Genomic DNA, 22018 nt, shown 5'->3' with positions numbered 1-22018 from the left:
TCCATTGTCTGACGCCGCTGGTCGGCGGTTACCGGCGGGCCGCACCACGACCCGTGGGGAGCCACTGGACGGCAGGCGGGTTATCGAGCCGACGGAGCTTTCCCCGTTGCTGTGGGGCGGCCGGGCAACAGCTCGGCCGTAACCGCCGTAGTCGCCTCGGTGGCAATGCTCTCAGCCCGCACGGTCTCAGCCTGCCTGCTCTCGGCGGTCGCCACGGGCTCAGCGGTCACCGGAGCGGGCCGCGCCGCTGGTTCGGTGGAGGCGGGCCGAACAGGCGGGTCCGCGGCGACTGAGTCGCGATCAGCGCGCAGCCGTTCGCTGATGACATCCCGGATCTTGTTGTGCAGCGTCCGCGGCGGCTGGTCCGCGTCGAGTACCACGTAGCGGCCTGGCGCGCTGTCAGCGAGCCGGTGGAACCCCGCACGCACCCGCTCGTGAAAGGCAAGCTGCTCCGCCTCGATCCGGTCGATGCCGGCTGTGGGGCTGGTAGCCGGGCCGCTCGGGCCGCGGGTCGAGCTGTTGCGCTCGGCCCGTTCTCGGACCCGACGGAGGCCGATCTCGGCGGGAAGATCGAGGAGGATCGTGATGTCGGGGACCAGGGACTGGGTGGCCCACCGCGACAGCGCCGCGACCCCGTCCGCCCCGAGCTGACGGCCGGCGCCCTGATAGGCGACGGATGAGTCGATGAAGCGGTCACTGACGACGACCGCGCCCCGCGCCAGCGCCGGCTCGATGACCCGCGCGACATGCTCGGCACGGTCAGCGGCGTACAGCAGCGCCTCGGTACGCGGGTGCAGCCGCGTCGTGGGGTCGAGCAACAGTTTCCGTAGCGTTGCGCCGATGGTGGTCCCGCCGGGTTCATGGGTGATCACAACTTCGCGCCCCGCGGACGCAAGCCATGATCGTAAATGTTCGGCCTGTGTCGATTTACCGGATCCCTCGCCACCTTCGAGGGCTACGAACAGGCCGGCATGGCGAGGGCGCTGTGGTGATGTCCCACGCCCCAGCAGGGCGTTCCATAGTTCGGGAATGATCGCGATGCCGGTACGCTGGTCCATCTGCCGGTAGGCGAACAGGCCGACGGCCACCGCGAGCAGGCCGCCGGCAAGCAGGACGATCGTGACCCCGTCGGCACGGAGCTGGACGCCGCCAAACAGGCTGATGCGGTGTGATCCGATGAGTCCCACCAGCGCCGGCGCGGCCGCGAGCACCAACAACAGGTCGATACGGACCAGGGACTGGACCAGCGCGAAGGTTCGTCCACGCAGCTCGTCGCTTACCGCTGCCTGCAACAGGGTGTAGCCGGTGACCCATGCGATCCCGGCGAACATGCCGACGAAGACGACCAGGACACAGGCGAGAACAAGGTTGGGCATGACGGCCACCGCCAGCATGGCCACCCCGGCCGCGGTGACGCTCAGGCCGAACAGGCGGGACCGGCTGAAGTCACCGAGCAGCCGCGGTCCCAGCGCCATCCCGGTGGCGAGTCCCACGAACACCGCGCCGAACAGGACACCGTACGCGGAGTCGCCACCGCCGAGAATCTGGACGTAGAGCCGCCCGAGCGCCACCACGCAGCCGGCACCGGCGAACCCCCCGAGAATACCGATCACCAGACCGCGGACCAGCCGGTTGTGACCGACGAACCGCCAGCCCTCCGTGATCGACGACCACAGCCCGGGGTGCACATCGGCGCGTTGGAGTTCTGTCCGGCCGATCCCGCGCAGCCGGAAGATCACAACTGCTGATACCAGGAACGTCGTCGCGTTGAAGAAGAGCGCGAGGTCCAGCGGGGAGGTCTCGAAGAAGGACACACTGGTCGCCAACGCCCGCGACAGGGTGGCCAACAGCGAGAAGACCGCCGCACCCAGTGGCGCTGAACCGTACGTGGTGATCAGACTCAGCGTGTTCGCCGCGGCGAGCCGCCGCGCGGGTACCAGGTTCGGCACGCTCGCGTCCTTGGCCGGGTTCCAGAACAGGCTGACGCACTCGATCAGCAGCGATGCGACGAGCAGCCAGGTCAGCGTCCCGACCAGCGGAATGGACATGAACAGCCCGAACCGCAGGATGTCCGCGACGACCATCGTCAACCGTCGGTCGAGCCGGTCCGCCACGACACCGGCGAGCGGTCCGAAGATCAGCGCTGGCAGCAGTCGGACGATCAGTACGGAGCCGATGGCGAATGCCTTGTCGGAGAAGCTCGCCCGCAGTGAGCTAGCCAGCGCGGTCGTCGCGAGCAGGCCCATCCAGTCACCCAGGCTGGACAGGGCCAGCGCCAGCCAGAGCTGACGGAACTGCGCGATCCGCAGGACCGCGCGGAAATCTCCTTCGGTGTGCTGGCGCGGATCATCACGGGTTGCGGCGGACGTCGGTGATGTGCTGCCGGTAGACGGTCCGCCACCATCCGACGACGCTGCCGGGGCCGGCCGCGAACGGGGTGGGCCGTGGCCGCCGCCTACCGGGTTGCCCATCAGTCCGTCCGGCGTGGTTGGGTTGACGAGGCGCCCGTCGTGCCGCCGTCCGTCCCGGTCGTGCTTTTCTCGCTCGCCGCCTTCTTGGCCGGGGCTTTCCGGACGGTGGCCCGTTTCGTGGCGGCCGGCTCCTTGGCGCCTGATGCGGCGGCGCGCGCTGTCCGCCGTTTGGGCGCCGGCCCGCGGGCGCGCCGTTCGGCCAGCAGCTCAGCTGCCCGTTCCACAGTGATCGACGCAACCTCGTCACCCTTGCGGAGGCTCGCGTTCGTCTCACCATCGGTGACGTATGGGCCGAATCGGCCCTCCCGTAGCACCATCGGCGCACCGCTGGCCGGGTCGGCGCCGAGTTCGCGCAGCGGCGGGGCTTGCGCGGCTCGCTTGCGTCCTCGTGCCTTCGGCTGTGCGATCAGCGCCAGGGCCTCATCCAATGTCACGGTGAACAACTGCTCCTCAGACTCCAGCGACCGGCTCTCCGCTCCCTTCTTGACGTAGGGTCCGTACCGGCCATTCTGGGCCGTCACCTCTTCGCCGTCCTGTGCAACGCCCAGCGATCGGGGCAGGGTGAGCAGCTTGCGCGCATCGGCGAGGGTGACCGTCTCAACGGACATCGTGGCCAACAGGCTCGCCCGGCGCGGCGGGTCGTCGTCCGTGCTGACGTACGGGCCGAAACGTCCGATCTTGACGGTGATGGTCGCGCCGCTGTCCGGGTCGGTGCCAAGCGACCGGTCCCCACTCGGCGCGTCGAGCAGTTCCATCGCCCTCGCCACGGTGAGCTCGTCCGGAGCAAGATCTTCGGGGATGCTTGCCCGCTGGTCGCCGTGTTGGATGTACGGACCGTACTTGCCCACTCTGATCATTACGGGTTGCTCGTCATCCGCCGTACCCAGGTGGATCGAGTTCACCTCGCGGGCGTCGATCTCTCCGAGCCGCTCGCCGACCAGGTGCTTGAGCCCGCCTGACCGCGCGACGCCGCCCGGCTGGCCCACGTCCGAACCGAAGTAGAACCGGGTCAGCCAGTCGATCGACGCCGCCGTACCGGCCGCGATGTCGTCGAGGTCGTCCTCCATCGAGGCGGTGAAGCGGTAGTCGACCAGCCGGCCGAAATGCTCTTCCAACAGGCCGACCACGGCGAACGCGACGAAGCTGGGAATCAGCGCGCTGCCCTTCTTCCACACGTACCCGCGGTCCTGGATCGTCCCGATGATCGACGCATAGGTGGACGGCCGCCCGATGCCAAGTTCCTCAAGGGTCTTGACCAGGCTCGCCTCGGTGAAGCGCGGCGGCGGGCTGGTCGTGTGCCCGCGGGGATTCAACTCGCGGGTGGTCAACCGGTCGCCCTGGCGGACAGCTGGCAGGCGGCGCTCACGGTCCTCAAGCTCCGCGTCGGGGTCGTCCGCGCCCTCGACGTAGGCGCGCAGGAAGCCCGGAAAGGTGATGACCTTTCCCGACGCCGAGAACTCGGCATCCTCTCCCGCGCTGGACACCCCGCCGAGCCGGACCGTCGCCGACGTACCGAGAGCGTCGGCCATCTGGCTTGCGACCGTCCGCTGCCAGATCAGTTCATAGAGCCGATAGCCGTCGATGTCGTCGCGGAGTGCGGCACGCACCTCGCCGGGGGTCTGGAAGTGATCCCCGGCCGGTCGGATCGCCTCGTGCGCCTCCTGGGCGTTCTTGACCTTTTTCGTGTAGGTACGGGGCCGCTCGGGCACGTACTCCGGCCCGTAGAGGGTTCGGGCCTGCTCCCGGGCGGCGGTGAGCGCGGTTTCGGACAGGTTCGTCGAGTCCGTCCGCATATAGGTGATGTAGCCGTTCTCGTACAGCTTCTGCGCTACCTGCATCGTCCGCTGGCTGGAGAAGCGCAGCTTGCGGCCGGCCTCCTGCTGCAGGGTGGATGTCATGAACGGCGGGTAGGGAGAGCGGCGGTACGGTTTGGTCTCCACCGACCGAACCGTGAAGATCGTGTCAACAAGCCTGCCGGCCAGGGCGCGCGCCGCGGTCTCGTCGAGCCGCACCACGTCCGCGGCGGTGAGCTCCCCGGAGGAGCTGAAGTCGCGTCCGGTGGCCAGCCGTCGGCCGTCGAGCGCGACCAGGTTCGCCGGCAGTGGAGTGCCGTCGGGCGCCGCGGCAGCCGGTACCCGGTCCGGCGAAGCGCCGTCACGCGTCGCCCGCGTCCCGAAGACCCCTTCGATGTTCCAGTACTCGGCCGCGGTGAAGCGCATCCGGGCGCGTTCGCGTTCCACCAGGATGCGGGTCGCAACGCTCTGGACCCGACCGGCCGACAGCTTCGGCATCACCTTCTTCCACAGCACCGGGCTGACCTCGTAGCCGTAGAGCCGGTCGAGAATGCGCCGGGTCTCCTGCGCGTTGACCAGGTTCTCGTTGATCTCGCGCGGGTTGTCCACCGCTCGCTGGATCGCCTGAGGCGTGATTTCGTGGAAGACCATGCGTTTCACCGGCACGGTCGGCTTCAGCGTCTGCAGCAGGTGCCAGGCGATCGCCTCGCCCTCGCGGTCCTCATCTGTGGCGAGGTAGAGCTCGCTCGCTTCCTTGACCAGCGCCTTGAGCTTGCTGACCTGGGGTTTCTTGGTGGGCGTGACGACGTAGAGCGGCTCGAAGCCGTTGTCGACGTCCACCCCGAGCCGGGCCCACGGTTTGCCCTTGTGCGCGACTGGCACTTCCTCGGCGTTGCGCGGCAGGTCCCGGATGTGTCCGATACTGGACTCGACCTGCCAGCCGGGGCCGAGGTACCCGGCGATGGTCTTTGCCTTCGCGGGTGACTCAACAATCACCAGCCGGGTCCCGGTGCCGCTGGGAGCGGTCGATGAGGTACCGATTCGATTACTATTCGTGTTCGTCCGTGTGCTGGGACGGGATGCGGTGCCGTTGCCGGACGTGTCGATGTCCGTGTCGGGCTCGGCGCCGGTGCCGAAGGCCGTGGGCTCGACGACGGGCGTCGATGACCCGGCGCTCGATGACCCGGCGTTCGACCGGCGCGTCCCGCTATTTGTCGGCTTCGTGCGCGGGGGCACTTCTCTCCTCGTTGCAGGGGGTGGTTCGACTTCGGCTGTGCGGCTCGTAGGGTGTCGGGCTGCGGTGCGGACGGCCAAACTGCCGGTGGAAACCGGCCTGGGGCTCGTTGCGAGCTCCCGGGCCCATATCCCGACAGTAGGTCGACACACACCGGTATGTCAGCCGGCGGCGCGGCGGCTTTCTCCGGCGTCCGGTGTTGTGGACGCCGGAGGAGACCGTACGCCGTGTCGCGCACCCAGGTCTGCTGACGTCGACGGAGCGGGCCCTGACGGGACCCGATCCGTCACCGCCGGATGCCCCGTTCCGGCGGTGACGGTGACTCCGTCCTTCCGCTCCTTCTCCTCCTTCTGGTGCGCCGGGTGGGAGCGATGAGGGGATTGGCTACACTGTCGCCTTCGGGTCGGTTGCCGAGCGCTGTTCGGTCACTGCCGGTGCCAGCCCCAGCGCGGTATTACGTCGTTTCGAGTAGATGATGACGGTGGAAATCACCGCGACGACCACGACGGCGATGGCGATCCGTAGCGGTTTGTTCTCGTCATCGCCGACCGAGTACTTCACCACAGATGGCGCGATCAACAGGCTGACCAGATTCATTACCTTGATCAGAGGGTTGATCGACGGGCCGGCGGTGTCCTTGAACGGATCACCGACGGTGTCACCGATGACGGTGGCGGCGTGGACGTCGGAGCCCTTGCCACCGTAGTTGCCGTCTTCGACGAGTTTCTTCGCATTATCCCAGGCCCCACCGGAGTTGGCGAGAAAGACCGCCATGAGGACGCCGCCGGCGATCGCCCCGGCAAGGTAGGCGCCCAGCGGCGGGTAGCCGAGCCCGAAGCCAACCGCGATCGGCGCGAGAACCGCAAGAGTGCCTGGAGTGATCAGCTCTCGTAGTGAGTCCCGGGTGCAGATGTCGACAACAGCACCATAGTCGGGCTTCTGGGTACCATCCATGATTCCTGGCTTGGTTCGGAACTGGTCGCGTACCTCCTCCACCACCCGTCCAGCGGCGCGCCCGACCGCGTTGATCGCGAGCCCGGCGAACAGGAACACAACCGAGGCGCCGATGATCAGTCCGACCAGGGCGTCCGGATAGGCGATGTCGAGGGTGCGCGATCCCAGGGTGGTCCGGCCTGCGTCGATGAGCGCCTCGTTGACCGTGTCGGTGAACGATCCGAACAGAGCGGTGGCGGCCAGCACCGCGGTGGCGATCGCGATGCCCTTGGTGATGGCCTTGGTGGTGTTGCCGACCGCGTCGAGGGAGGTGAGGATCGCGGCACCTTCGCCGTCCATGCCCTCACCGGACATCTCGGCAATACCCTGGGCGTTGTCGCTGACCGGACCGAAGGTGTCCATGGATACGATCACTCCGACCGTTGTCAGCAGTCCGGTGCCGGCCAGGGCTACTGCGAAGAGCGCTACTGTGGTACTGCCGGACCCGAGCAGGTATGCGCCGAAGACCGCCGCGCTGATGAGCAACGCCGAATACACGGCCGACTCCAGCCCGACCCCGATACCGGAAAGAATGTTGGTTGCCGGGCCCGTGGTGGATGCCTTCACGATGTCCTGAACCGGCCTGCGGTTGGTTTCGGTGAAGTAACCGGTGAGGAGCTGGATTGCGGTAGCCAGTATGATACCGATGAGGACAGCTGTGATCGCGATGAACCGCGGGTCGCCACCCTGGCTGCTCTTCTCGAGGCCGGGGAAACCGGCGAAGCTGTCCGGCAGGTAGGCGAACGAGACGATGACAACGCCGACCGCGGAGACCAGCGCCGAGATGAAGAACCCTCGGTTGATCGCCGCCATGCCGTTGCGGTCGCCGGTACGCGGGGCGACTGAGAAGATGCCGATGATCGCGGTGAGTACACCCACCGCGGGAACGAGCAGCGGGAAGACCAGGCCGTTCTCGCCAAAGGCCTTGACGCCGAGGATCAACGCGGCTACCAGCATCACCGCGTAGGACTCGAACAGGTCGGCTGCCATTCCCGCGCAGTCTCCGACGTTGTCCCCCACGTTGTCGGCGATCGTGGCCGCGTTGCGTGGGTCGTCCTCGGGGATGCCCTGTTCGACCTTGCCGACGAGATCGGCTCCTACGTCCGCAGCCTTGGTGAAAATACCTCCACCGACTCGCATGAACATCGCCAGCAGGGCCGCTCCGAACCCGAATCCCTCCAGGACCTGCGGGGCTGTGTCACGGAAGGCCAATACGACGACCGCCGCTCCGAGCAGGCCCAGACCAACCGTGAACATCCCGACGACACCGCCGGTACGGAAGGCGATCCGCATGGCGGCGCGCTCCCCCTGCTGGATGGCCGCGGCGGCGGTACGGGTGTTCGCACGGGTGGCGAGCGACATGCCGACGAAGCCGACGAGCGCGGAGAAAACTGCTCCGAGGACGAAGAACACCGAGCGTCCCACCCGGGAGCCGGCCGTGTCCGCCGGCAGCAGCAGCAGCACAAACGGGATCACGACGACGAAGCCCGCCACGGTGAGGAACTGCCGTCGTAGATACGCTGCGGCGCCTTCTTGGACGGCCCGGCCGACCTCGATCATTCGGGGGCTTCCCTGGCTCGCGGCGAGCACTTCGCGGACCAGATACCCGGCGACCAGCAACGCGATCGCTGCGATGGCCGCCACACTGGCGACCAGCCCAAGCTGGCCTCCGCTAAGTTCGATGGCGACACCACCGGGGTTTGTACCTGCCTCGGCTTGGATCGGGACCATGGGCCCTCCCGGTCAGGTCGGTGCACCCTCCGAGTCCGCCCGGCGCCAGTTATGGCGTGGCGATGGGCGCGCACGGCCCGACGTCGCACCTGACGACGTCCTCGAGGTCGCCGTCCGGGCGCGAAGGGACGCCGGGCCGGCGTACGCGTCGACGTATGCAGTGCGATCGCCGACATGACTGCCGGCTGGAACGAGTCCGGATGATCATCCGGCCCGTTGTCGTACCGTCATACGGCAACCAGCGCACTGGCCCACGTTCCCCGAACCTCCGTCCGGTACCACGGGGAGCACTCACGGCATCTCACCCGGCCGATCGACCGAGTGTGCGATGCGGCGCAGTCTATCCACACGGCTGTAACACGCGCTCGTTTTTGGTTGACCATAGTTGATGAATGTTGTGCTTTGGTAGTTTGTGCATGTTGCCTGGGCGGGTTTCCATGCCCTTATGGTTGCTGTCTGGTATCGTTGATGTTACGTTATTACGATAAGTAATCGCACTGGATGGCGGCTTGCCCCGGCGACCGGCGCGGCGTCCCGGTGCGCCCTCGGTTCCGGTGTGACGCGGAGTCAGATCGCTGAGATCGGTTTGTCCGCCTTCTTGTGGATCGGCCAGCGCATCGTGACGACTGTTCCACGTGTGTCGGGCCATGCGGTAATGGTGACGTCGTCCACGAGGCCCTCGATGAGGGCGAGGCCGAGCCCCGCGGGAGCCACCAGCGACGTCTCGTCGCTGATCTCGTCGCCGGCCTGATCCTTGCTGACCTGGGCACAGTCGATACCGATCAGTGCGGGCGAGGGGACCTGGCCATCGTGGTGGACGGGTGGCGTCCCGCGGTCTTCCGGCCCGCGGTCGGACACCGATATCTCGAACACGTCGTCATCGTCGTTGACCCGGACGATTACAGGTGCCTGTGGATCAGACCGGCGGTTCACGCTGACGGCTCGGGCGCATGCCTCACCGACCGCGAGCTTGACCTCGTCCAGGATCTCGTCGGGCACACCTGAACGTCGGCTGATCGCGGCAGCGATCAGTCTGGCTGTGCGGACATGCCCGGGCAGGGCGGCGAAGCGCAACTCGACGATGGGCATGCGTCGAAATACCTGCCTCTCGATGGGTGGTTGGGGCTCTGGGGCGCCTGACCGTTATGGGGGGGGAGGGGGATGGCCGGGTACAGGACTTTCCGACATGCGCCCGCCGGGTGGCCGACCACTTCGTTGCGTTCGGTTGCCCGACGGGCATCCATCATGTGACGTCCGGCCCTCCGCGGGGAGTCCCGGGTGCGCAGGCGATCGGCCGGGGCCCGCCTGGCCGCGCGCCCGGGACTCCCCGGCTCGGCCGTCTGGAGCTGGGGAGCCGACGGCAGGGCCACATGTACCGCGGGCCCCGTCGGCCGGGCCTGCCTCCCGACCGGGCGAAACGTCCGTTCGCGACATCCTCGGCCGGCCAGGGCGTGTCTGATGGATCGTCAATCGCGTGGATCGGTGCCCACATCGACCAACATCCATCAGGCGCGCCCTGCGGTGTGTTTCGGGAGCCGTCGTTCGATCAGGGAGGCGCGTCCAGGTGGTTGCTGGCAAGGCCGCGGGCCGCACCGATACCGGATGAGTGGTATCGGTGCGGCCCGCGGCCAGGGGCCGCCTGGACGCGGCGAGCCGGACAGATGGCTTTCGAAACACGCCCTAGTCCTTTGCGGCGAGTGCTTCCTCGACCGAGGCATGGATGGGGAAGACCTTCGTGAGACCGGTGATCCGGAAGATTTTCAATATCCGTTCCTGGGTGCAGACGAGCCGCAGTGACCCCTCGTGCGCCCGGACCCGCTTGAGGCCGCCGACGAGTACACCGAGACCGGTCGAGTCGAGGAACTCGACGCTTTCCATGTCGACGATGAGGTGGTACGACCCGCTCGACACAAGATCGATGAGCTGCTCACGCAACTTCGGTGCCGTGTAGACGTCAATCTCGCCGCCCACGACGACGATCGTGAAGTCCCCTTCCACACGGGTCGTGAGAGACAGGTCCACGGTTCCTCCTAGCGTGTGTTCGACAGCCGTCCGGCGGACGGCCGGCATCACGGCGGCACTACCCTCCCACGCTCGGATCAATCCGGCTCACCGCGACACAGCCGTTGCCTGCATCTGCTGGCATTCTGCATATTATTGCGATCTCATTGTTTTTCCATTGTTCATCGTTGACTGTGTGATGTCTCGCTGCGATCAGCGCGATGTGTCACGTCGGGACGCTCCAGCGAGCGACACAGGGCTGTGGAGCCGGCAGGTGAACATGTTTGCCCAGCCATGCGCGGGTCGAGCGTCCTGGCCTACGCTGGGCTGCTGTGGGCGGAACCGCAGTGCCCGAGGGCGCGCCGGATCGTGGCGCGGCGATTTTTGATCAACTTTTCGCGCGTGCCCGGCGTCGGCGGTGTGTCACACATGTGGAGTACGTCCCGGCTCGGGCTGGTATGCGGGCGCCCTGGCCGGCGTGGGTGGATCCAGTACTGATCGCACGGCTGAGGGCCGCGGGGATTGACGCGCCATGGATTCATCAGGCGCTCGCCGCCGAGCATGCGCACAGCGGACGCAGCGTCGTGCTGGCGACGGGCACCGCTTCGGGCAAGTCGTTGGGATACCTCATGCCGGTGCTCAGCGGCCTGCTGGCCGGACCATCGGCCCGGGCGCTGTACCTCGCTCCGACCAAGGCGCTGGCGAACGACCAGCTCCGCGCGGTTCGTGCGCTCAATCTGACCGGGGTGCGCGCCGCTACTTACGATGGCGACACGCCTGCCTCCGAGCGCGACTGGGTTCGGGCTCACGCGACGTTCGTACTGACCAATCCCGACATGTTGAATCACGCTGTGTTGCCCTACCATCGGCGGTGGTCGGTCTTCCTGCGGGGTCTTCGATATGTCGTGGTCGACGAGTGCCATGGCTACCGGGGCGTGTTCGGCTCCCACATCGCGCACGTGCTGCGGCGGTTGCGACGGGTGGCTGCTCGGTACGGGTCGATGCCCGTGTTCGTCCTGGCGTCGGCGACCGTCTCCGACCCCGGCCGTTCGGCCGGCCTTCTTACCGGGCTCGATGTTGAAGTCGTCGAGGACGATGCCTCCCCCAGGGGTGCGACACGGTTTGTGCTGTATGAACCACCACTCACCGATCCCTGGCAGCCGCCCGTGTCCTCTCGGCCTGGTCCGCCTTGTCCGGCAGCTCTTCAGCTGGCGGGTCCCGAAGCATCCGCGCCGATGCCGGCCCGGCAACCAGCGGTATCGGCTGTCCTGGAGTCGGGGCCCGGCGGGACGGGACCCACCGGGCTGGGGGACTCGTCGATCCATGGTCACGGCGGGCAGGTTCGCCGCTCGGCTTCCGCCGAAGCCGCGGATCTGCTTGTGGATCTCGTGGTCGACGGTGTACGTACTCTTGCGTTCGTACGCTCGCGACGAGCGGCGGAAGCAGTTGCGCAGTCGGCCCGGCGAGCGTTGTCGGACGTGTCGGAGGAGCTCGCGAAGCGAGTTGCGGCCTATCGTGCGGGCTACCTGCCGGAGGAACGCCGGGAGCTGGAGGCGGATCTGCGCTCGGGACGGCTGCTTGGGGTTGCCGCGACGAACGCTCTCGAACTGGGTGTGGACGTTACCGGGCTGGACGCCGCCATCATCACCGGGTATCCGGGCACGCTCGCATCGTTGTGGCAGCAGGCGGGCCGCGCGGGCCGTGACGGCCAGGGAGCCGTTGTGATCATGATTGCTCGTGATGATCCTCTTGACACCTATCTCGTACACCATCAGGAGGCCTTGTTTGGCCGGCCGGTCGAGGCCACCGTGCTCGATCCTGACAACCCTTACGTGCTCGGTCCCCATTTGGAGTGCGCGGCGGCCGAACTGCCGTTGACCGAGGCCGATTTTGATCTTTTCGGGCCGGCGGCCCGGGTCACAGTCGATGATCTCGTGCGTCGCGGTCGACTTCGGCGCCGGCCGACAGGCTGGTACTGGACGCACCGACACCGACCGGATGTTGATATCCGTGGCATCGGTGGTCCGCCCGTGCGGATCGTGGAGGCCTCGACCGGGCGTCTGCTCGGAACGGTGGACGCTGCGGCGTCGCATGTGACGGTCCACTGCGGCGCGGTATATCTCCATCAGGGCAGTTTTTACGTGGTCACCGAATTTGATCTTGATGTGGCGGTCGCCTTTGTCGAGGCGGGCACGCCGGGCTGGACAACATCGGCCAGGGACGTGACCAACATCGCGGTGATGGACGTGGCCCGTTCCCGGCGCGTCGATGAGGTTGAGCTGCATCTTGGGATGGTCGAGGTCAGTAGCCGGGTGGTGGGGTACCAGCGACGTCAGGTCGTGACTGGACGGGTGCTGGGGGAGGAGCCGCTTGACCTTCCCCCACGGCATCTGCGCACCCGGGCTGTCTGGTACACGGTGACCGACGATCTGCTGGCCGAGGCGGAGATCGATGAAGATGATGTCCCGGGTGCGGTCCATGCGGCCGAGCACGCGGCGATCGGCATCCTTCCGCTGTTCGCCACCTGCGATCGATGGGATATCGGGGGGGTGTCCACCGCGTTGCATCCCGATACGGGTAGGGCCACGGTATTTGTCTACGACGGCCATCCGGGTGGAGCGGGCTTCGCCGAACGGGGCTTTCTGCACGGTGGGCCCTGGCTCCGGGCGACTCGAGATGTGATCGCCGCTTGTGAGTGCGTTGCTGGATGCCCATCGTGTGTGCACTCGCCGAAGTGCGGCAATGGTAACGAGCCGCTGGACAAGCCGGCCTCGCACCGGTTGCTGGCGGCTGTACTGCGGCGACTCGATCCGACCGGAGCCGGGCAGGACACTCGTTCGTAGGCTGCGAGCTGGCTCCGTCCCGGTGGTGTGGGCCATCTCCACGCGCTGATCATCGGCGCGACCGTGCTTTTCGCGGGTGGGCGGGACGCTCAGGGCAGAACCGTCAGCGGCTGCGTTCCACGGGCCGGCACGGGCCTGGGCAAGCAACGGTCCAAAGCCTCTGAGCGTTCCTGGCAGATCAATTGCTATTTCAATCTTCACAATATCTCCTGAGATCATGCAGGACAGGACGCGGCCGTGGTTCGCGAATCCGATTTCGTCAGCACGGGCGCACCTGGACAGTGGATTGCCGGATGGATCGCTCGCGGCCGCGAGCGCTGCCATGTCGGCGGCGTTCGCGGCCCGCTGACGATAGACCGCGATCATCGCTACCATCAGGACGACGCCGGTTAAGGCGCCAAGAACGAGAAATGCGGAAAGCACGAGTACGGTCGCCGATCCCGTGTCGCCCGGACGCTTTCCTAGCGGCATGTTCCCACTGTCTGATTCATCGTGTATCCGCCATCGCAAGAATTCCTTCTGGCGTGTTTTAATCATGCCTTTCGAAGGCATTTTTCTCCTTTCTTTCCTGATTTTCATGAACTGCTGTCAAGATGGCTTTCTTCGATGCTTCCCGCTGCTTCAAGCGGTGCTGTGGATGACGCTTTGATATTAATTAAAGGAGTGATGGAAGCGATTCCCCTGGTTGCGTGGGTATCGAGAGCGACCTGTACCACAACGAAATTAAAGCCACGGGTGATAGATATTTCTGAACCGTGCGGCGCGGCTCGTCCAGACCATAATCGCACTATTTCGTCAGTTTCCCCGCGAGCGGCGGCACGGGCCCCTACGCGAGCCGCCTCCGCACACCGCGCTTGAATGGCCACGGCGCTGACAAGCCATATTGAGATCAGCAGCACGAGCATCAGGGACGGGATCGCGAACGCCAGTTCGGCTGTTGCCTGGCCGCTGTCATGAGCCGTGCGCCGTTTGCTGCCAGCCGCCACGGCGTGAGGAAGGCCAGGTTCTCCGGTGTCGCCAGAGCGGGTGCGGTGTAGCGTAATCATATTGTCGTTGGCGCTCTCGGAGTCGTCGGCCGTCGGTCGTCGGAAAAAATTTGTGAGCAAAATTTTTTGCCGTTATCCGAACATCGTTTCGATTCGCCTCAGAATTGAATCGATAATGCCCGATTTATGATGTTGGTCAGTAGTGTGCGGGTTGCTGAGCTATGGATAACCGCATAGAGCACGGCGGCGAACCCGACTGCGGCGACCGTGCCTACGGCGTACTCCGCAGTCGACATTCCCGTGTCGTCGCGGAATTTCCGAACAGTTCCGGAAGTAATGTTCCAGCGGCCGGCTCGACCCGGCTGCGAGCCGTTTGCCGCCAGGTGCATGAGAAGCCCAACGAACAGCTTGGTCAACAGTTGTCTCCAATGGGTCATGCACAGCGGGCCGCGTGCCGGGAGCGTGGGTATCATGGGTGACCTCCAGATCAGCGGCCCCGACCGATTAGGGGATTTCTGGCCTGCGACGGAATGTTTCTCCGTCCATACGGCCATTATTTCGTATGAGTGCGTCGATGGCGAGTGCGAGAACCAGGCTGTGGATAACGCTTTGTTTTCCACCGCGTGGCCAGCTGACGGTAGACACGCTTGACAGGCCAAACGACAAGCTGAGCTCAAAGGTCCGCCAGGTTGGCCTCCCAGCGTTGTGCGTCGACGGGCACGCATCCCCTGCCACTCGGACCGGACGGCGGGACTCGGCGGGTACAGCTTCAGTGGCTTCAGTGGGTACAGCCACAGACCCAGTAGGCACAGTTACAGCGGCGCCAGTCCCCTGCCTGCGCTCGCTACGACCGGCACGACCCCCAACGCAAGGAACGCGGGCAGGAAGCACAGCCCGAGTGGCGCCACCGCGGTGACTCCTGCCCGGCGTGCGGCGGCCAGGGCATGTTCCTGATGGTGCACCCGAGTCTGGTCCGCGAGTCGTGCGAGAGTGGCGGCCAGCCGGGCGCCCGAGTCCTCAGCTCGGGCCAGCGCCCGTGCGAACGTCGCGATCTCGCGTGCCGCCGTGGTGATTTCCGGCGCGCGTATGGCGGCCCACCAGTCCATCGGGGGTCGTTCTCCGGGGCCGGGTGCGAGCAGCCGGCGACAGGCTTCGTCGATGGGCGCGCCCAGTCGCAGAGCACGCCCGACAAGGCTCAGCTCGGCACCGAGCGGCCCGGTGACCGCGTCGGCAACGGTCTCCAGAGCTGTCACGACGGGCGCACCGGCCGTTAGACACGCCGCAATGAGATCGAGGGCCAGCGGAAGGTCATCGGCAAGGCGTTCGTAGCGGCGCCGGGACTGGTTGTCCGGCCTCCCAGCCAGGAGACGGACCGCAGCTACCCCGAGGACGAGCCCGATCAGTACGCCCGCGGGGCCGTTGAATACGACGAGAGGACCGAGAGCAGCCGCTATCCCGAACGTGATCCGCTGAAGCGGCGACCGGCCCGTCGTTCGTTGTGGCTCGCCGCGTGAATGGTTGTCAATCCAATGATTATTGGATGTTGGGTAGCTGCTCGCCGGCATGTGTTCGGTGATCAGCTGCCCGTTCGGTGCTGTGCCGGCATGGGATGGCCGCGCAAGTGAGCGTGTCCGGCGCCGGACACACTCACCCAGCGTCGTCGTCCCGGTCAGCCAGGACGCCGCCGCCATGCTTGCCGCCGCGGCGGCAAGCATGGCCCACTGCGGAGGTAGGTTCACGACGCTTTCGCCGTCATCGGTCGGGCGTCGTAACGGTTCTGGCCGCTCCCCGCGTGTGCGCCAGCCTGTTCGGTGAGTCGGTTGATCCATGCCAGGCCGGCGAGGTCGAGCGCGATACCGATCGCGAGACAGGCGGTTCCGACGGGGGTGTGGAGCAGAACGTCCAAAGGGGAGGCGCCGATGAGCACGCCCAGGCCGATCCCGGCGAGAGGCAGCGACGCGACGAGCCGTCCTGATGCCCGTGGCCCGGCAAGCGCCGTTGCCACCTCGCCGTCCTTCTCGCGCTCGTCGCGGATAACCGTGGCCAGTCTGTTCGCCATCGGGGCCAACGGGATACCGGCGATCTGGCTCACCCGCCATGCGGCCGCAAGCTGGCGTAGCGTCGGTGCTTCGCAGCCTGCCAGCATGGTCGCGGGGTCTGCTCGGTGCGCAAGGCCAGTACGCAAGGCCAGTGAGTCGCTTACGCGGGTGCGGGTGTCCCGCGGGTACCGGCGCAGGAGCGGCCGGACGGCATCGGCACCGGCACGACCGAGGTCTTCGACGGCTGTACGCAGCGCGTCGGACGGGTTCCGGCCCGCCTCAAGCTCGGTGGCGAGGGCCCAGAGGATCTCCTGTGCGTCCGCGCGTTGGGCGTTGCGCCAGCGCCGTATCGCGGCGCGCTGTCGGGCACGGTGGGCCGTCACGGTACCGATGATGGTGATGCAGGCCGCTGCCAGCCCGAAACATGTACCAATAACAGCTACCGCAAGTGCCCATATCAACCATATTGACCATATTGCCAGCGGTGGTCGGAAACGGGCGGACGGCGGTTTCGGCGGACCACTCAGCTCGCCGGCTGCGCCGGTCCGCTCGGTCACCGGCGTCGCCGCCCGGACCCGTGGCGGACGCCGTCCGATCGGCCCTGAGGCGAGTGCCGCGGCAGCGGCCGAGCAGGCGGTGGCCAGCGCCAGCATCAGCATCGCGGGCTGCCGGGGCCGCCCTCGCGAAGCACACCAAGACGTGGGCCGCCGCGCTTGGCCAGCAGCTGGTCGAGGACACGTGCGCCTGCCTCGGCCACGACCACGCTGGCTGTCGTCCCAGCTTCGGGATCCATCGACGTTGCGTGCCAGCGGCGTAGGCGCAGGGCGGCCAGTACACGGACAGGCCCGCTCTGATCGCGGCGCAGCACGCTGATTTCGGTTAGCCTGCGTGTCCCGTCGCGATCTCTGCTGATATGGACGACAGCCTGTACAGCCGAGGCAAGCTGGCTGTGCAGGGCCGCGCGGTCCAGTCCGGCAAGCGCGGCGAGGGCCTCCAACCGCGGTGGGACGTCCGCTGCGCTATTGGCGTGTACGCTGCTGAAGCTGCCCTCATGGCCGGTGTTAAGCGCAATGAGGAGATCCACGACTTCGCCCCCGCGAACCTCGCCGACGACGATTCGGTCGGGCCGCATCCGTAGTGCTTGACGAACCAGGTCGCGCAGGTCGATTCCGCCGGCACCCTCGATGTTGGGCGGGCGGGATTCCATCCGTACGACGTGCGCCAGATCGACGACGAGTTCGGCGGTGTCCTCCACGATCACGACACGTTCGTCCGGCTCGACCCGGCCCAGGAGCGCGGCCAGCACGGTGGTCTTTCCTGATCCCGTTCCGCCCGTGATCAGGGTGGTCATCCGGGTGCGGATGAGCGCCTCCAGCACCTCCGCCATAGCGGGCTGTATTGTTCCGACCGCTACAAGATCATTTAGTGTGAAGGGTCGCCGCCGCGGGATTCGCAGCGACAGGCAGGTCCCTGTTACCGAGATCGGGGCGAGGACCGCATGCAGACGGGTGCCGTCACCAAGTCTCGCGTCCGCGAACGGCGTCGCCGCGTCAAGGCGTCGCCCGGTCGCCGCGGCCAACCGGACCGCGAGGCGGCGCACCGCGTCATCGTCGGCGAAGGTGATGGCGGACCGCTGGAGACCAGCGCCTCGGTCCACCCAGACCTCACCGGGTCCGTTGACAAGAACGTCCGTTATGGACGGGTCCGCGAGCAGTGGCTCGAGCGGGCCCGCACCCATCAGTTCTGACCGCAGCGACCGATGCAGCGCGAGGGAGTCGTTACCGGCAGGTCCGGTCTCCTCCCGGACCGCCACGGCGATTCGCGAGGACGTCAGCGTTGCGTCCGCGTCCACGAGCCTGCGCCGGATCCCGGCCAGGAGCGCCTCATCGGGGCGTGCTCCCGCGGCTGCGCCGCCGGTGGCCGCGGTGGCTGGTACGGCCGCTGCGGGTTGTGGGTGAGCGTGTTCGGTCCGTTCGACCGCGATGGCGCCGGACGGATGGCGCGGTGCCACCCCCGGGGCCGGACCGCCGCTCGGATAACCGCTCATGCAGCCACGTCCGTACGGGAAAAGCCGAGTTCATCGAGGATCCGTCCGCTGACCCGGGCAAGTGGGCTTCGGCGTCGGCTACCCGGTGGTTCTCCCCGTTCCAGTCCGGTGGCCAGCCCCGATTCGTGCCGAAGCACCCCGGCGACCGGCAGCGCGAGCGCGTCCGCGACGGTGCCGGCATCCAACCGGGCCGGGCCGGGGAGGCGCACGACAATTCGGACGTCCGCGCAGTGCCGGTTTGCGGTACCGCAGATCCGGCCGGCAGCGGCGATCGCGCGGACCTCGGCCGGCACGACTACAATGATCATTGTTGCCATCTGCATCGCAATGGCCGCGGCCTGGTCAGGAGACCGGGGAAGGTCGACAACGAGCACGTCATTGCCGCGCCGGGTGCTAGCCAACATCGAGGTCATCAGGACCGGTGGAATCGCGGTCGGGCTGGTTCTGTCCCAGGACAGTACGGCGAGCTCCCCGAGGGACGGCAGCGAATCGGTCAGCATGCGGCGAGGCGCCCGCCCGCGGGCGTCCGCGAGATCCGGCCAGCGCGCGCCTGGCCGGTTCTCGATCCCCAGAGCAAGGTCGATCCCACCGCCGAGCGGGTCGGCGTCCACCAGCACCGTTTGAAGATCTCGGCGCAGGGAGGCCAGAGTCAGCGCGATCGCGAGGCTGGTAGCCCCGGCGCCGCCCCGTCCACCGATCACGCCTACCACGGTGGCGCGGCGCTGGTCCGGTTCGGCGGCGGCCGCGAAGACGTCCACAAGCCATTCCTCCGCGTCGGGCAGGAAAGCCACGTGCTCGGCGCCGAGACGTACGGCTGCCTCCCACACACCGCCGTCGTCGAGATCGGCGCTCAGCAGCACCACGCCTGGCCGCCGTTGCAGCCCAGCGACCACACACGACGTCACCCGGTCGCTGCCGACGATGACAAGCGGCGCGTTGTTCCAGTATCTGCGGGCAAGATGGGCATCGACGACCGCGTCCACGGTGACGCCGGCGGCCGCGGCGAGCCGGATGATGTCGTCGAGCAGCTGTGGATCATCGGTTATGGCAAGCGGCCGGAGGTTCGGGTCAGCTCCGGGCGCCGCGTGGGTGAGATCGGGAGGTGCGGATGTCATGGCAAGGCCCTTCCGTCGTCAGGAATGGGGACGGAGGCTCACCATGACCTATGTGGCGCCTGTGGATGTTTTCCCCTCCACAGGCGCCACATATGGTCCAATGAAGGTTTAGAGCGCCCGAGGATAGGACTGTCCGGCTCGTGGCTCCCCGCGTCCCGCCCGGCCGCGTTGTCGTCGGTCGGCGCCCACCACCAGGGCGCCTTCCTCCGCCGCCTTGCCGGATCGGGCGCGGATGAGCCGCTCGCTGATCGAACGCCCTATCCTCGGGCGCTCTTAAGAGCGCATGGGCCGACTGGCGTGGCTGACCGAGGGACGGCTCCCGTTTGGGGGGCGTCGCGGGAGCCGTCCGTGGGATCTCGCGGTCAGCCGCCAGGGATCCCACGATTGCCGGACGATGGCGTGGTAGGCTCGCTCGGCGCGTTGTGCGTACCCTCTCAACCAGTGGCCAAACCGCCCGGCCACCGCGGCGCTGTCTCAGCCCGTGGTGTCTCAGTCGGCGCGGGCGATGGCTTCGCAGATGGCGAGGGACTCGCGGGCACCCAGCTCCACGGCTTGGGCGTAGTGCATGATCCATGCACCGACACCGTGGGTATCCGCCCGCGTATAGGCGTGCACCGCATCGGCATAGGCCTTGGCGTAGGTGTTGGCGTACGTACGGTGACCGTCGATCCGCCCGGCTTCGATGTGCCCGACGTCGGTCGCGGTCACGGCTTTGGGATCGAGGCCACGGCTGATCAGTACCAGTCGTCCAGCCGCCCGGGCGATGATCCCGTCGAAGCCGCCGAACGGGCGGATGGCCAGCAGTTCACCTTCCACGATCGCCGCAACGATGATTGCCGGGGCTGCGGTCCGGGCCATCAGCAACGCGGTGAGCCCGTCGAGGCGCGCGGTGGCTTCGGCGGGCGTGGGCGCTGGGCCGAGCCCGAGAGGGCCCACCGGGCCGGCGGGGCTCCCCAGCGGGTCGTCCATGGCTGCCGACGCGGCTCCTGGGTCTGGCCAGGTCGCTACTCGTGGGCGGCCGAGATCGGCGTCCGCGATGAGCCCACGCGCGACAAGCACATGCATGCGGGCGAGCGCCTGGCGGGGCGCGTGCTCCCAGGTATCACGCAGCGTCCCCAGCTCCGCGTAGAGCCGGACCGCGCCTAGCGCGGTCCTGAAAGAGCCGCTGCCGTCGGCGGCTGTCGCCGGCCGAAGATCGTGACCGAGGTGTGCGCGGAGGTCGTCCAGCGCGATGTCGTGACCGTCCAGCGCCGCGGATGCGCGCGCGGTGCGCAGGGAGGCCTCGGCAGTCACCCTGGCGCTGTCGCGGCGCATGACCCGGTGCCGCAGCAGGGTGTCCACAGAGGTTCGGGCAGCGGCGACCGCGTCGGTGACACCTGGCAGGGTGGCGAGGCGGGCAATGGGGTCCGACCCGACTGCAGCGGTCATTGTCCGTACGCTACAGCCCGCCCGCACCACGGATGGGCAGCCGGGCATCCCGCGGGCGCGGCGAATCTCCGCCGCCGCGGGAGGAGACATGATCGAATCTGCTGTGGCCGACGCGACGGCTCCGGCGATCCCGGGTACCTGGGGGAACGTCTGACGGCCGTTCCGCAACTGGACGAACGTAGCGCCGCCGTGGTCCGTTTGCCCTGCGGTGGCGTCCGAAGGCCTGGGCGAAACTGCCCGGAGCGGCCAGGCGCGCGCATCACAGCGCGTCTGGCCGGCAGGCCGGCTCTGGACACGGCAGACTGCGCAAGAGGCGTCCGCGGCGGGTGATACAGGATTGTCGCACCGTACTCAGTCAAATGATCATTTGTTTCGCGCCGGCCGGGGCCCGAGAACGGTATGAAGGTGGGGGAGCTGGATGTGAGGGAGGCATAGGCCGCTGAGGCGGTCGCAACACCCGCGCGGAACACCTGCGCACGAGCGTTGCGGATGTGTTGGCTGTTGCCGATCGGGCACCATCTGGTGACCTGGACGGTATCGGCCGTTGCCTCGTGTCGCGGTGCGCGCGACCGGCAGCCACTCCGGCGCGGGACAACCCGTGCCCGCTGGCCAACGGTACGCGATCAGGAATCGTTTCGCGCGCCCGAGGCCCACGGGCCACCAGAAGGAGGAGCAACGGTGTCGACTCCAACGCAGGACCGCTCAGCCGGCCGAGACGCGACACTCGGTGAACTTGTCTCGGTCGCGGCGCGAGACCTGTCACTACTCGTCCGGCAGGAGATCGATCTCGCGAAAGCGGAGCTCTCGAAGCAGGCCATGTCTGCCGCGCTTGGCGTCGGGTTCCTGGTGGCTGCCGCGGGCCTCGGCCTCGGCGCTCTGATCGCGGTCACGATCGGGTTCGGAGAGCTGTTCACCTGGGCCGGCGTGGAGCGGTTCTGGGCGTACTTCCTGACCACGCTGCTCTATCTGGTCGTCGCCGGGATGCTGGCGCTGTTCGGGGCAACGCGGTTGAAGAAGGTTTCGCCACCCGAGCGCACCCTGCGGACGGTCAAGGAGGACATCGCGTGGCTGAAGCATCCGACGACAGCCGCGGGTGGTGCGGCAAACCACTCCAACGGACACGTGCCGGGCAGCGCGCGGAACTCGGTCTCCAGCCACTGAGAGCCTGGGTTGGATCTTCCGTACAGGTTTTGAGGCTCCGCCGGAGCTCCACGGAGATCTAGCGAGACAGCATCGGGGCACCCACAGCACGTTGCGGGCTCGGGGGACGCATCGGCGGAACGCCGGGGTGCGTGGATCAGAGCGGCGTGGGCAGCCTGGGCAGGCAGGCGGGCACG

At 67.4% G+C, this 22018-nt stretch carries 14 protein-coding genes and 1 pseudogene; 2 read left to right on the top strand and 13 right to left on the bottom strand.

From position 1 onward, the window contains the following. Positions 1-80: 80 nt before the first annotated feature. From tmk to MJ797_RS03210, 5 genes are all read right to left on the bottom strand, one after another. Positions 81-2471 carry a dTMP kinase gene (gene tmk / locus MJ797_RS03230; RefSeq protein WP_239331666.1) on the bottom strand — a complete coding sequence of 797 codons (2391 nt, stop codon included), beginning with the start codon at positions 2469-2471 and terminating at the stop codon, positions 81-83. After that, positions 2471-5500 (bottom strand): type I DNA topoisomerase, encoded by a 3030-nt coding sequence (gene topA, locus MJ797_RS03225; RefSeq protein WP_239331664.1) that lies wholly within the window; start codon positions 5498-5500, stop codon positions 2471-2473. The genes tmk and topA overlap by 1 nt, the downstream gene beginning before the upstream one ends. Before the next feature lie 382 nt (positions 5501-5882). Then, positions 5883-8222: a sodium-translocating pyrophosphatase gene (locus tag MJ797_RS03220; RefSeq protein ID WP_239331662.1), complete on the bottom strand. Its 2340-nt coding sequence runs from the start codon at positions 8220-8222 to the stop codon at positions 5883-5885. Positions 8223-8789: 567 nt separating this feature from the next. Continuing rightward, entirely contained in the window at positions 8790-9311 is a 522-nt protein-coding gene (locus tag MJ797_RS03215; protein WP_239331660.1) for an ATP-binding protein, read from the bottom strand. Between the two features lie 591 nt (positions 9312-9902). Further along, positions 9903-10244, bottom strand: coding sequence for an STAS domain-containing protein (locus MJ797_RS03210; protein ID WP_239331658.1), 342 nt, complete (start codon positions 10242-10244; stop codon positions 9903-9905). Between the two features lie 311 nt (positions 10245-10555). Between MJ797_RS03210 and MJ797_RS03205 the strand changes: the two genes are divergently transcribed. Continuing rightward, a complete protein-coding gene (locus MJ797_RS03205) occupies positions 10556-13066 on the top strand; it encodes a DEAD/DEAH box helicase (protein ID WP_374581315.1) in 2511 nt (836 codons plus the stop codon). A 132-nt stretch (positions 13067-13198) separates the two neighbouring features. On the opposite strand, the pseudogene MJ797_RS27370 reads toward MJ797_RS03205, so the two are convergent. The 8 genes and pseudogenes from MJ797_RS27370 to MJ797_RS03175 all read right to left on the bottom strand — a co-directional run. After that, positions 13199-13537: pseudogene (locus tag MJ797_RS27370) on the bottom strand (Rv3654c family TadE-like protein); the annotation flags it as partial. Between the two features lie 104 nt (positions 13538-13641). Next, on the bottom strand, positions 13642-14112 hold the full coding sequence (locus MJ797_RS27170) for a TadE family type IV pilus minor pilin (RefSeq protein WP_305039673.1): 471 nt from the start codon (positions 14110-14112) through the stop codon (positions 13642-13644). Positions 14113-14210: 98 nt separating this feature from the next. Continuing rightward, on the bottom strand, positions 14211-14468 hold the full coding sequence (locus MJ797_RS03200) for a DUF4244 domain-containing protein (protein WP_239331656.1): 258 nt from the start codon (positions 14466-14468) through the stop codon (positions 14211-14213). Positions 14469-14864: 396 nt separating this feature from the next. Then, positions 14865-15791: a type II secretion system F family protein gene (locus tag MJ797_RS03195; protein WP_239331654.1), complete on the bottom strand. Its 927-nt coding sequence runs from the start codon at positions 15789-15791 to the stop codon at positions 14865-14867. Next, complete coding sequence (locus MJ797_RS03190) at positions 15788-16750, bottom strand: type II secretion system F family protein (protein WP_239331652.1); 963 nt, start codon at positions 16748-16750, stop codon at positions 15788-15790. The genes MJ797_RS03195 and MJ797_RS03190 overlap by 4 nt, the downstream gene beginning before the upstream one ends. Beyond that, positions 16744-18138, bottom strand: coding sequence for a TadA family conjugal transfer-associated ATPase (locus tag MJ797_RS03185; protein ID WP_239331650.1), 1395 nt, complete (start codon positions 18136-18138; stop codon positions 16744-16746). Before MJ797_RS03185 ends, MJ797_RS03190 begins: the two co-directional genes overlap by 7 nt. Next, positions 18135-19253 carry a septum site-determining protein Ssd gene (ssd, locus tag MJ797_RS03180; protein ID WP_239331648.1) on the bottom strand — a complete coding sequence of 373 codons (1119 nt, stop codon included), beginning with the start codon at positions 19251-19253 and terminating at the stop codon, positions 18135-18137. Before ssd ends, MJ797_RS03185 begins: the two co-directional genes overlap by 4 nt. Before the next feature lie 489 nt (positions 19254-19742). Further along, the gene (locus MJ797_RS03175) at positions 19743-20681 is read right to left on the bottom strand and encodes a hypothetical protein (protein ID WP_239331646.1); all 939 of its coding nucleotides are present in this window, start codon (positions 20679-20681) and stop codon (positions 19743-19745) included. A gap of 678 nt (positions 20682-21359) precedes the next feature. On the opposite strand from MJ797_RS03175, the gene MJ797_RS03170 reads away from it, so the two are divergent. Then, positions 21360-21842, top strand: a complete 483-nt coding sequence (locus MJ797_RS03170; protein WP_239331644.1) for a phage holin family protein — start codon at positions 21360-21362, stop codon at positions 21840-21842. Positions 21843-22018 lie beyond the last annotated feature (176 nt).

The organism is Protofrankia sp. CiP3 (assembly GCF_917627345.1).
Lineage (GTDB): Bacteria > Actinomycetota > Actinomycetes > Frankiales > Frankiaceae > Protofrankia.
This window is presented reverse-complemented; position numbering and strand designations above follow the sequence as displayed.